Source organism: Brachybacterium sp. ACRRE (assembly GCF_022346485.1).
In the GTDB taxonomy this organism is placed as follows: domain Bacteria; phylum Actinomycetota; class Actinomycetes; order Actinomycetales; family Dermabacteraceae; genus Brachybacterium; species Brachybacterium halotolerans.
In genome coordinates, this window is record NZ_JAKRMO010000001.1 from 1 (window position 1) to 11,979 (window position 11,979).

The window sequence follows — 11,979 nt, forward strand, 5'->3', positions numbered from 1 at the left end:
GCCCCGACTCCCCCGGTCCCTCCCCGGACGCACCGCACGGCGAGAGCGTGCCCCAGCCCGACGGCGCGGCACCCACCGAGGGCGAGGCGCCGGGGCCCCGCTTCGGCTTCTTCGCCTGGATGCGCGGCATCGGACTGGTGCGCAGCGACGAGCGCTGGATCGCCGGCGTGTGCGGCGCCGTCTCCGAGCGCACGGGCCTGGACCCCCTGCTGGTGCGCGGGATCGCGATCGTCGTCGCGCTCCTCGGCGGACCCGTGCTCATCGCCTACGCGATCGGCTGGGCGCTGCTCCCCGACGGCCGGGACGAGATCGTGCTCGAGGATCTCTTCGCCGGGATCTTCGCCCCCGCGCAGATCGCGATCGGGGTGCTGTTCGTCCTGGGCCTCACCCCCTACGGTCAGGGCCTGTGGTGGCGGGGGGCGCCGGACTGGTGGAGCATGCCGGGCTGGCTCGAGACCACCATGCGCACCGCCTGGGCCCTCGTGCTCGTCGGCATCCTGTTCTGGCTCGTCGTGCTCATCGCACGCCGCACCGGCGACCACGCCGGCCAGGGCCCCGACCGTCCGCACGGGACACGCGGGACGCGCAGCGAGTCCGCCGGCACCGCGAGGACTGAAGGACCCTCGCAGGGTCGGCACTGGTCGTCCATCGGCTCATCCCTCGGCGGCGCGCCGCGCGCCGCGAGGGGCGCCGGGCACCACGGCTCATCCTTCCAGGAGAGGACGGCCGATCGGCGCGCCCACGAGGAGGATCTGCGGCACCGCCGCGAGGAGAGGCTCGCCGAGCGCGCGGCGAGATGGCGCAGACGCCAGCCCTCCGCCGGGTCCGTCGCGATCGGACTCGGCGCGGCCCTGGTGATCGGTGCGCTCGTCGCCCTCTCCGCCCAGGTTCTGCGGTGGTCCGACGCGCCGCTCATCGTGGGTCTCGCAGGTGCCCTCGCGATCCTCGCCATCGCCACCGTGGTGGCGGGGATCCGCGGACGGGAAAGCGGCGGCCTGGGACTGTTCTCCTTCCTCGCCGTGATCGCCCTGGTCGTCTTCGGGGTCGTCCCCGCCGGCACGCAGATCAGCCCCTTCGGCGATACCCAGTGGAGGGTGGACGGGCAGAGCACCGGCACGACCGAGCGCTTCGCGATGATCGCCGGGAGCCCCGGCCTGGACCTGCGCGACCTGTCGCCCGCTGATCGCGGAGGCGACGTGGAGATGTGGCTGGGAGCGGGGACCACCCAGGTGCTCCTGCCCGAGGACGCCCCCGTGCGCGTGGAGGTCGACGGCCTGGTCGCGGGGGTCCGCACCCCCGACGCTCGCGACTCACAACCCGACGGGACCCTGCTCGCCTCGACCGAGCTCGAGAACCCGGCGGCGCGCACCGCCGACGAGCAGGACATCACGACCGTGCACGTGCGCGTGCTGTTCGGCACCGCCGACATCGACATCCAGGAGACCCCGTGACCGAGCACCAGCCTTTCGACCCCGCACGAGCGCCCGACGCGAGCACCGAATCCGTCCAAGCTGCGCATCCCGAACCGGCTCCCGACGCGTCGGCCGAGACAGACCACTCGCCGTCGAGCGACGTCCCGCAGGATGCCGATCACGGGACCTCCGGCGCCGAGGACGTCGCATCACTCCCCCTTCGCGCCGACCATGACCCGGAGGAGACGAGGGATGGTCGCGACGCCGAAGGGACGGACGTTCGGGAACGGCGTGGACCCGTGTTCGGCACGATCTTCTGGGGAGCGCTGCTGCTGGTCATCGCGTTCATCGTCGGCATCCAAGCCGTCCCGGCCGTCTCCATAGATCCGACGGTGCTGCTGATCGGGGCGGTGGTGGCGCTGGGATGCCTGCTGGTGGTCGCCGGCGTCGCGGCTGCTCTGCGCCGGCCCCGCCGCTGACCGAAGTCGCCTGTGGTGCCCGGCTCGCGCACCCGAGCGCGCAGAGGTGACGGCCGGCCCCCGCGCTCATGCCACCGCGACGAACCCGCGGCCCGGTGCGGCGTTCCCGCGGGAAGGTCGCACCGGGCCGATCTCATGGTCGCGGCGGAGTCGGGGCTGCCGGGCGGGCCGCGCGCAGCGGCCCTTCACCGGCACCTGCGCAGTGGCCGCGCACTCAGTCCAACGGCCTCCGGGTCGCGCCGTATGTCGCCGAGCGCACCAGGTGCGCGTAGACCTTGAGCGCCTGGGTGACCTGGCGCTCGCGGCTCTCGGGACGCCAGGGCAGATCGCCCTTGGCCGCGCGGCGGCGGGTGAGCTCGTCCTCCGGCACGTCGAGCTGGAGCAGGCGCTTGTCGACATCGATGATGACCTTATCGCCGTCCTCGACCAGGCCGATGAGTCCGCCCTCGGCCGCCTCCGGGGAGATGTGGCCGATGGAGACGCCGCTGGTGCCGCCGGAGAAGCGCCCGTCGGTGATCAGGGCGCAGGCCTTGCCGAGCCCGCGTCCCTTGAGGAACGAGGTCGGGTAGAGCATCTCCTGCATGCCCGGCCCGCCCTGCGGGCCCTCGTAGCGGATGACGACGATGTCGCCCTCCTTGACCGTCTTGTCGAGGATCTTCTGGACGGCCTCCTCCTGCGAGTCGCACACCACGGCGCTGCCCTCGAAGTGGAAGAGGTCCTCGGTGATGCCGGCCGTCTTGATGACGGCGCCCTCGGTGGCGAGGTTGCCCTTGAGCACGCAGAGCCCGCCGTCCTTGGTGTAGGCGTGCGGGACCGCGCGGATGGCGCCGCCCTCGGCGTCGAGGTCGAGGTCGTCCCAGAGGTTCGCCTGGGAGAACGCCTGCGTGGTCCGCACCCCGCCGGGGGCCGCGCGGAAGAAGGTCTTGGCCTCCTCGCTGGTCTCGCCGCTGCGCACGTCCCACTCGGCGAGCCAGGACTGCAGGTCCGGCGAGTGCACGGAGTGGACCGAGTGGTCGAGCAGGCCGGCGCGGCTGAGCTCGCCCAGGATCGCGGGGATGCCGCCAGCCCGGTGGACGTCCTCGATGTGGTACTTCTGGCTGTTCGGGGCGACCTTGGAGACGCACGGCACGGACCGCGAGAGGCGGTCGATGTCCTCGAGGCCGAAGTCGATCCCGCCCTCGATCGCGGCGGCCAGGATGTGCAGCACGGTGTTCGTCGACCCGCCCATCGCGACGTCCAGGCTCATCGCGTTCGTGAACGCGGCCTTGGTGGCGATGTTGCGCGGGAGCACCGACTCGTCGTCGTCCCCGTAGTAGCGGCGGCACAGGTCCACGACGGTGCGGCCGGCGCGCAGGAACAGCTCCTTGCGCAGCGCATGGGTGGCGAGCGTGGTGCCGTTGCCCGGCAGCGAGAGGCCGAGCGCCTCGGTGAGGCAGTTCATCGAGTTCGCGGTGAACATTCCCGAGCACGACCCGCACGTGGGGCAGGCGTTCTCCTCGATCTCGGCGAGCTGGACGTCGGTGACGCTCTCGTCGGCCGAGATCGAGATCGCGTCCACGAGGTCCAGGCGGTGGTCGACGACGCCCTCGACGGGCTTGCCGGACTCCATCGGCCCGCCGGAGACGAACACGACCGGGATGTTCAGGCGCATGGCGGCCATGAGCATGCCGGGGGTGATCTTGTCGCAGTTCGAGATGCACACGATCGCGTCGGCGCAGTGGGCGTTGACCATGTACTCGACGCTGTCGGCGATCACGTCGCGGCTGGGCAGCGAGTAGAGCATGCCCCCGTGGCCCATGGCGATGCCGTCGTCCACGGCGATCGTGTTGAACTCCTTGGCGACGCCGCCGGCCTCCTTGATGGCGCCGGCGACGAGGTCGCCCATGTTCTTCAGGTGCACGTGGCCGGGCACGAACTGGGTGTACGAGTTCGCGATCGCGATGATCGGTTTGCCGAAGTCGGACTTCTCCATGCCGGTCGCGCGCCACAGGGCGCGGGCACCGGCCATGTTGCGGCCGTGGGTCGAGGTTCGAGAGCGCAGTTGGGGCATATGACCATTAGGCCACGGTGGTGCGGAACCCACCAAGACGCCAGCACTACTAGTGGTGGAACTGATAGTTTTCGGCGCGTGGACGAACCAGCACGCAAGGAGCTCGGTGCCCTCCTGCGCCGACGGCGCAACGAGGTCGAGCGCTCGGACTACGACTTGGGCCCCGTGGGCCGCGGGCGCACCACGGGTCTGCGGCGCGAGGAGATCGCCTTCCTCTCGGGCGTCTCCGTCACCTGGTACACGTGGCTCGAGCAGGGGCGCGACATCAACCCCTCCCGCCAGGTGATCGACGCGGTCGCGGTGAACCTGCACCTCAGCGAGGTCGAGCACGACTACGTGCTGGGCCTTGCGGGCTTCACCCCGCGCCCCCGCCCCGAGCTCGCCGAGCCCGAGCCGGTCCCCGCGCACGTCCAGCACCTGCTGGACGCCCTGGACCCGGCACCTTCTTTCGCGCTCACCGCGCACTGGGACGTAGCCGCCTGGAACCGCAGCTACGAGGGACTGTTCCCGGGCGTGCTCGATGCCGATCCCGCCCAGCGGAACCTCCTGCAGTTCATCTTCACCGACGAGCGCGTGCGGGCGATGCTGCCCGAATGGGAGCTCACCAGCAGGCAGTTCCTCGCCGAGTATCGCGCCGAAGCGGGCGGACGCGCCGGTGGTCCGCAGCATGTGCGCCTGGTCAAGCACCTGCGCGCGCTCTCCCCCGACTTCTCCCGCGCCTGGGACGCCCACGAGGTCGAGCGCTTCAGCTCGCGCGTGCGCATCTTCGAGCACCCGGTCGGCGGACGCCTGGTCTTCGAGCAGGTCAACATCGTCCCGCAGGACGCGCCCGACCTGCACATCGTCTCCTACCTGCCGCTGCCGGAGGGAGACACCCCCGCGGGCGTGCGCCGCCTCGTCGGCGAGGAGTGAGGGGCCGACGAGGCCCGCAGGCGGATCCGCTGCTCAGCGCCCGCCCGCGCGGAGGTCCTCCGCGCGATGGTCCTCAGCGCGGGGGTCCTCGAGGGTGATCGCGACGACGAAGGGGTCGCCGGGCAGGTAGCGCACGGCGACCCGGCGGCCGGGCACCAGGTGGCGCAGGCTGCCGGGATGCAGGAACGCACGGGTGTCCGCGTCCCACGGGGTGCGGACGCCGCTGGGCTGCACGCGCACGCTCACGGCGACCTCGACCTGGTCGTCCAGGCTCGTGCCCGTCGGCTGCGAGCGGATCACGCGGGCGGGGGCGAGCACGCCGTGCAGCCGCGCCGCCGCGACCTCCGGCGGGATCAGGCCCAGGGCGATCCGCCGGCGCAGCAGCAGCTCGCGCACCAGCGGGTCCGCCGCGTCCACGAGCTCCGGGAAGTCCCCTCCACCGGGGCCGAAGCGCACCGGGAACGGGACGCCGGGCACGAGCGCGGAGAGCTCGGCCGGGGTCAGGCGCACGCGCAGCGCGAGCAGCGAGGGCTCGCGGCCGTCGCCCTCGATGCGCAGACGCACCAGGTGCTCACGGGAGGGATCGGTGCGGGAGGAATCAGCCGGCGCGGTGCCGCCGACTCCCCCTTCGGTGCACCATAGGTCGAGCACGCTCGCGACCCCGATCGCGGACGACCGGGACGCGGAGGGTCCGGACGGCGCAGTTCTCGCGCGCCTCGCCCCGAGCAGTGCAGCGCCGAGGCTGAACCGTCCCATACCCGTCCGTCCTCTCCGCCGATCACGCGCCGCACCACGGTGCGGCGCGTGAACGCATGCTAGCGGCGGATCAGGCGACGGGCAGAGCCGGCTCGACCTCCGGGACGTCGGCGGTGCGCGCCACGGGATTGGGCATCGTCCCGGCGTAGAGCAGGGATTCGGCCTGGTTGCCGATGTCGACCATCTGCAGCGTGTTGCGCAGCTGCAGCCGGTTCAGGCACGAGTGCGCGAACTCCGCTGTGCGCAGATCCACGTCGCCCGCGAGCCCGCGAGCGAGCTCGGGGTGGCGCGCCTCATAGGCGTCCAGGGCCCCTGCGACCCGCTGCCAGAACACCTCGGCCGGCAGGACCCCGTCGGCCTCGAGGATCCCGGAGAGGTGGCGCAGCACGCCGTCGAAGACGTCCGTGAAGACGGACAGTGCCTTCTCGTCGCCCGGGACCACTGCGCGGATCCGCGCGATCCGCTCGGGCAGCTCGCGGTGGCCCAGCACGGCCGTCTCCTCGCCGATGTCCTTCATGAACGCGCCCACCACGCGCTGCTCGCGCACGCGCAGGATGAGGTTCTCGCCGTGCGGCATGAACACGAGGTCGTGGCCGAGGAGGGCGTGGACCAGCGGCTGCAGGTAGGCGGAGAGGTAGTCGTCGAGCCATTCCTCGGGGCTGAGGCCGGAGGCGCGGATCATCTGCGTCGCCAGGGCCGTGCCCTCGTGGTCGCGGTGCAGCAGCGCCGCCATGGTCATGGCCCGCTCGCCCTCGCCGAGCAGCGGCAGGGGGTTCTCGCGCCACAGGGCCGCGAGCATCTTGCGGTGGGGGTTGGTCGCGGGCGTGCGGTGGTAGACGTCGCCCGTGTACCCGAGCGCCGCGCGCTCGCGCAGCACGGAGAAGCCCTGCGCCGCGAACTCGGGGTCGCCCGTGACGACGCCGTGCACCCAGTCGTTGATGGCGGGCGTGTCGCGCATGTAGTGCGGGGAGAGTCCGCGCAGGAATCCCATGTTCTGGATCGCGAGCGCCGTCTTCACGTACGGGGCGCCGGGCCGGCTGAGGTCGAAGAAGGTGCGCAGGGACTGCTGCGCCTGGAACTCGTCGCCGCCCGCGCCGAGGGGCACGAGGTCCTGGCGGGCCATGTCCGCGGCGAAGGTGAGCGGCAGGCGGTGGTCGGCCTGCCAGGGATGCAGCGGCATGAGGTGATAGTCCGACGGGTCGAGCCCGCGCTCCCGGAGCCGGTCGGCGAAGGCCGCGCGCTCCTCGGCGCTGAGCGCCCCGGCCAGGTGATCCTCGAGGTCGCAGCCCTCGCCGAGGCTCAGATGGCTGAGCTCCCGGCGCACCGCGATCCACTGCAGGCGCGTGCGCCGGCCCTGCTCGGGCGCATAGGCGCGGTAGTCGCTGAGCGCGTAGCCGATGCGGCCGCTGCCCGCGAGGAAGCCCGGGTGCCCCTCGGTCATGGCGGACTCGATCTGCTGCAGATCGGCGTCGAGCAGCTGCCGGGCGGTGGGCCGACGGCCCTCGCGGGCGTCCTGCAGTTTCGCGCATGCCGCCGCGAAGGTCGAGGCGAGCTCCTCGAGGTAGGTCGAGAGCAGGTCGTCGGGGATGCCGAGCACGCTCTGGAAGGCGGCGACGAACTCGAGCACGTCGAGGCGGCCGTGGGCCGGGCGAGCGCCGCCGCCGGCCGACGTGCTGCCCGCCGGCGCGCCGTCCGTCGACGGGCCGTCCGCGGGCGTGCCGCCCGTCGACGGGCCGTCGGACGCGACCGGGTCCTGCGGCGTCTCGATCCGCACGATCGAGTCCTCGTCGACCAGCCAGTGCTCGAGCGGCAGCACGCGGGCGCGGAAGCGGTAGCTCGCCCCTGCGTCCGCGGGCTCGGCCAGCTCCCACCAGCCGTCCTCGAGATCGACGGGCGCCAGGATGCGCTCGTGCGAGAACTCGGAGATCGCCTTGGCGAGCAGGTGCCGGTGGACGGCCTCGGCGACGTCGGGCCGCAGGTGGGCGTGGGGATCCTCGGCATGCTCGCCGGAGTCGCCGCCGAGCGGGGAGGCCGCGAAGTCCTCCCGGGTGCAGACGCTGAGGGCGGCGCGCTTGCTGTGGCCGTCGACCGTGAGGTCGAGCTCGCGCAGCACGCGGAAGCCCGCGGCGGCGTTCTTGGCGAGGATGCGATCGTTGCGCACGTCGGGCTCGACGACGACGCGCTCGGCACGGCGCTCCGTGAAGCAGAAGCGCATAACGGCGGCCATGATCTCCGCCGTGAAGCCGTGGCGCCGCTCCCCCGCCGGCGGGCCGACGAGCACGTGCATGCCGAGGTCGCCCGCGCGGGTGCGCAGCACGTGCGACGGGATGAGGATCGCGGGGTCGTAGGTCTCGACGTAGACGACGTCGGCCCCGGCCCCGACCCCGGGCGCGTCCGCGCTCTCGAGGGAGCCGATCCAGCCGTCCTGGCGGGGATCGTCGGCGATCGCTCGGAGGTAGTCGAGGGTCTGGTCGCCGGTGTGCTCCGTCATCTCCCAGTAGCGGGCGCGGGGATCGGTGAGCCAGGTGTGGACGAGGGGCGCGTCGCGCGCGGGGTCGACGGGTCGGAAGGTGATCTGCACGGTGGTCTCCTGGTGGGTCAGGCGTCGTCGGCGGGGACGCCGAAGGTCTGGAAGGCGATGCGGCGCTCGATCGGGTAGGGCTCGCGGCCGGTGATCGCGTCGAGCACCACGGAGGCGCGCCAGGCGCCGAAGCCGAGGTCGGGGGCGGTGACGCCGTGCGTGTGCTCCTCGGCGTTCAGCACGTGGATCCGCTGCTGGTCGTCGATCGTGTAGTCGCGGGAGACGTCGAGCCGGCCGCGGGAGTCGCGGCGAATCCGCTCGCCCAGGGGCGCGAGGAGCGCGGGTGCGCTCGAGCGGTATCCGGTGGCGGCGACCACGGCACGGGTGCGGTGCTCGCGCCGGGTGCCCAGCTCGCCGTGCTCGAGGGTGAGCACGTGCTCGCCGGCCTCCGCGTCGTGGCGCGCGGCGGTCACGGCGGTGTCGGTGAGCAGCGTGGTGGGGACCTCGGCGCCGCCCTGGCTGAGCCGGTAGAGCAGCTCGTGGATGTCGTCGATCAGGTCGCCGCTGATGCCCTTGTACAGGGTCCTCTGCTCGCGGCCCAGGCTCTCGCGCCGCTCCTCGGACAGGGAGCGGAACAGGTCCGTGTACTCCGGGGACGTCATCTCGAGGGTGAGCTTCGTGTACTCCATCGGGAAGAACCGCGGCGAGCGGGTCACCCAGTCCACGCGGGTGCCGCGGGCGGCCGCGTCCTCGAGCAGATCGCGGTAGATCTCCGCGGCGCTCTGGCCGCTGCCCACGATCGTCACCGAGCCCGCGTCCAGCAGCTGCTCGCGCGCGGGCAGGTACTGCGAGCTGTGGATCACGGGCGGGGCCGACGCGTCCGCCGCCTCGGCGAGCTCGGCGAGGGCGGGAGGGAGCACGGGTCGGGTGCCGACGCCGAGCACCACGTGCCGGCCGCGATGCTCCTCGATGCCCACGACCGCGCCCTCCGCGTCGAGCACGTCGGCCACCACGAGGAGGTGCTCGTCCTCCTCCTGGACCGAGCGGACGCGGCGCCGCCAGCGCAGCGTGTCCAGCTGCTCGGCGACCCAGCGGCAGTAGCGGTCGTACTCGGAGCGCAGCGGGTAGAAGGACTCCCGGATGTAGAAGGGGTAGAGCCTGCCGGTCTCCTTGAGGAACTGCAGGAAGGAGAAGCGCGAGGTGGGGTCGGCCATCGTCACCAGGTCAGCGAGGAACGGCACCTGGATGGTGGCGCCGTCGAGCATCATCCCGGGGTGCCAGGAGAAGCCGGGAGCCTGGTCGAGGAAGATCGCGTCGACGTCCTCGAGCGGATCGCTGAGCGCGGCCATGCCGAGTCCGAAGGGGCCGATGCCGATGCCCACGAGGTCGTGGATGCGGGCGTCGTCCGCGTGGCTGGTCGCGGGGGCGGTCGAGGGGGCGGTCGTGCTCATCGCTCGCTCCCCTCGGCCGCGAGGCGGCTGCCGGCGAGCAGGCCGCGGCCCGTCGCCCGCACGAGGTCGAGCACGGCGGCGACGTCCGTGACGGTCGCCTCGGGGTTCAGCAGGGTGAGCTTGAGCCACGGGGTGCCGTCGATCGTGGTGCGGGCGACCATCGCGCGGCCGGACTGGAAGAGGATCCGACGGATGAGGGCGACGTGCCCGTTGGCCGTCCGGTCGTCCACGCCCTCGGGCTGGAACCGGAACAGCACGGTGCTGAGGTCGCTCGTGCCCAGCACGGTGAAGTCGCGGTCGGCGAGCAGCAGCGCGCGCACCTCGAGGGCGAGGTCGCAGACGGCGTCGACCATCTCGCCGAGCCGCGCGGGTCCGAGCGAGCGCAGGGTGGTCCAGAGCTTGAGGGCGTCGAAGCGGCGCGTGGTCTGCAGCGACTTGTCGACCTGGTTGGGCTCCGCCTCGGCCGACGCCGCCTCCGCCGCGGGGTTGAGGTAGTCCGCGTGCCAGGCCGCGGCGCGCAGGTCCGCAGGGTCGCGCACGAGGAGCGCGCTCGAGGAGACGGGCTGGAAGAAGGTCTTGTGGAAGTCGACCGTCACGGAGTCCGCGCGCTCGATGCCCGTGAGCAGGTGGCGGCGGCGCTCGGAGACGAGCAGGCCTCCCCCGTAGGCGGCGTCCACGTGCAGCCAGATGCCTGCCTCCTCGCACGCCTCGGCGACGGCCGGCAGCGGATCGATGATCCCGCGGTCGGTGGTGCCGGCGGTGACGGCGACGGCCATCGGGAGCTCCCCCGCCGCCTCGAGCGCGGTGAGGCGCTCGCGCAGGTCAGCGGGGTCCATGCGCCCGTCGGCGTCGGAGTCGACGGCGATGACGGCGTCGGCCGCGAGGCCCAGCAGGTGCGCGGAGCGGGCGACCGAGAAGTGGCTCGCGGCCGTGGTGAGCACGCGCAGGCGCGGCAGAGCGTCGGTCCTCTCTCGCAGGTCCGCACGCAGGGCCCGCTCCCGGGCCAGGAACAGCGCCTGCAGGTTGGACTGCGTCCCGCCCGAGGTGAAGACGCCGTCGCCGCTCTCGAATCCGACGAGGCCCGCGGCCCACCGCACCAGGCGCTGCTCCATGTGGGTCGCGACGAGCGACTGGTCGAAGGTGTCCACGGACGTGTTCACCGCGGCGAGCATCGCCTCGGCCGCGACCGCGGGGAGGACCACGGGGCAGTTCAGGTGCGCGAGGTACGAGGGGTGGTGGAACCAGACGGCGTTCCTCGCATAGAGCGCGTCGGCCTCGGCGAGGGCGGCGCGGTCGCCGATGCCCGAGCCGTCGAGGTCCACGTCCGCGACGAGACGCTCGAGGGTGTGCCGGTCGGGGCCGACGGAGGGGGCGTCGACGGTGCGGAAGCGCTCCGCGAGGGTGTCGACGACCTCGTGGAGGAGCTCCGCGTAGGCGTCGGCGGAGGAGCCGTTCAGCAGCGCGGTCGTCGTAGCGGTGGTCGCGGTGGCCGTCGAGGCTGTGGTCGCGGTGGCCGACGATCCGGAGGGCTCGGCGGCGGACGCGTCGGTGCCGGCAGAGGCCGGGAGCTCGTGCGCAGTGGTCTGCGGGAGCAGCTGGGACATGAGGGTCGGAACCTTCCTGCCGGTGGGGCGGAAGCTCGCCCCACGGTCGTTGAGGGTTGCCTACCCTAAGCGTGCTCGAGCGACTCTGCGCAAGCAGGCTCCCGGCCCGGATGAGATAGCCGACAGTTCCCGCGCATCGCTCGCCTGGCGAGGCGAACGCGCAGGCAGAGCGGATATTCGCGGTGCCCAATCACGGCGGGTCGTTGCCGACCAGCCCGTCGATCGCTTCGCGGACGATGGACGTCTGCCCTGTGTGCAGGAGGTTCTCCTCGAGGATGTCCACGAGCCGTCGCCGACGACTGACCCGGTACTCCGGGTCGTCCTGGACGAGCTCGTCGAGGCCGTCGTCCCGGACCAGCTCGCTCCACTCCTTGCGGCAGCATCCGATCGTCTCGTACCAGAGGGCGTAGAGCTCCTCGGGCGGACTCTCGGCGGCCGTGGCCCATTCCGCGTCGTAGGCCGTCCACGGCTCGGGGCCGGTGGTGGGCGGGCCGGGGGCGCGTCCGGCGGCCGAGGCGGTCCACATCTCCTCGACCTTCGCGAGGTGGATGATCGTGCCGGCGATCGTCACCCCCGAGGGCGGGTGGCGCGTGCCGAGCTGCTCCTGCGTGAGACCGCCGGACTTCCAGGCGAAATGGCGGTGCACGCGATCCAGGGCGAAGAGGAGCATCTCCCCCTCGCCGCCGCGCAGGCAGTCCTCGATGGGTACGTCGTTGTAGTCCATGCCGCGAGAGTAGACCTCACGAGAATGGCGATCTGGTCGACACCGGATTCGTGCGCGTTCTCCGAGTGCC

The 11,979-nt window shown here is 72.5% G+C and carries 9 protein-coding genes; 3 read left to right on the forward strand and 6 right to left on the reverse strand.

From position 1 onward, the window contains the following. Window positions 1-1,451 (forward strand): PspC domain-containing protein (locus MHY49_RS00005; RefSeq protein ID WP_239201404.1); only part of this gene is annotated, 1,451 nt, incomplete at its 5' end. Between the two features lie 260 nt (window positions 1,452-1,711). Then, window positions 1,712-1,891: a hypothetical protein gene (locus tag MHY49_RS00010; RefSeq protein ID WP_239201405.1), complete on the forward strand. Its 180-nt coding sequence runs from the start codon at window positions 1,712-1,714 to the stop codon at window positions 1,889-1,891. Window positions 1,892-2,105: 214 nt separating this feature from the next. On the opposite strand, the gene ilvD is transcribed toward MHY49_RS00010, so the two are convergent. Then, window positions 2,106-3,941 carry a dihydroxy-acid dehydratase gene (gene ilvD / locus MHY49_RS00015; RefSeq protein ID WP_228358235.1) on the reverse strand — a complete coding sequence of 612 codons (1,836 nt, stop codon included), beginning with the start codon at window positions 3,939-3,941 and terminating at the stop codon, window positions 2,106-2,108. A 78-nt stretch (window positions 3,942-4,019) separates the two neighbouring features. On the opposite strand from ilvD, the gene MHY49_RS00020 reads away from it, so the two are divergent. After that, window positions 4,020-4,853, forward strand: a complete 834-nt coding sequence (locus MHY49_RS00020) for a helix-turn-helix transcriptional regulator (RefSeq protein ID WP_239201406.1) — start codon at window positions 4,020-4,022, stop codon at window positions 4,851-4,853. A 33-nt stretch (window positions 4,854-4,886) separates the two neighbouring features. Here MHY49_RS00020 and MHY49_RS00025 read toward each other — a convergent pair whose 3' ends face one another. From MHY49_RS00025 to MHY49_RS00045, 5 genes are all read right to left on the reverse strand, one after another. After that, window positions 4,887-5,504 (reverse strand): hypothetical protein, encoded by a 618-nt coding sequence (locus MHY49_RS00025; protein ID WP_239201408.1) that lies wholly within the window; start codon window positions 5,502-5,504, stop codon window positions 4,887-4,889. A 175-nt stretch (window positions 5,505-5,679) separates the two neighbouring features. Next, entirely contained in the window at window positions 5,680-8,190 is a 2,511-nt protein-coding gene (locus MHY49_RS00030) for a GNAT family N-acetyltransferase (protein WP_239201411.1), read from the reverse strand. Window positions 8,191-8,207: 17 nt separating this feature from the next. Then, complete coding sequence (locus MHY49_RS00035; protein ID WP_239201415.1) at window positions 8,208-9,581, reverse strand: lysine N(6)-hydroxylase/L-ornithine N(5)-oxygenase family protein; 1,374 nt, start codon at window positions 9,579-9,581, stop codon at window positions 8,208-8,210. Beyond that, window positions 9,578-11,185 carry an aminotransferase class V-fold PLP-dependent enzyme gene (locus tag MHY49_RS00040; protein WP_239201416.1) on the reverse strand — a complete coding sequence of 536 codons (1,608 nt, stop codon included), beginning with the start codon at window positions 11,183-11,185 and terminating at the stop codon, window positions 9,578-9,580. Before MHY49_RS00040 ends, MHY49_RS00035 begins: the two co-directional genes overlap by 4 nt. A 190-nt stretch (window positions 11,186-11,375) precedes the next feature. Further along, the gene (locus MHY49_RS00045) at window positions 11,376-11,909 is read right to left on the reverse strand and encodes a DUF664 domain-containing protein (protein ID WP_239201417.1); all 534 of its coding nucleotides are present in this window, start codon (window positions 11,907-11,909) and stop codon (window positions 11,376-11,378) included. Window positions 11,910-11,979: the final 70 nt, after the last annotated feature.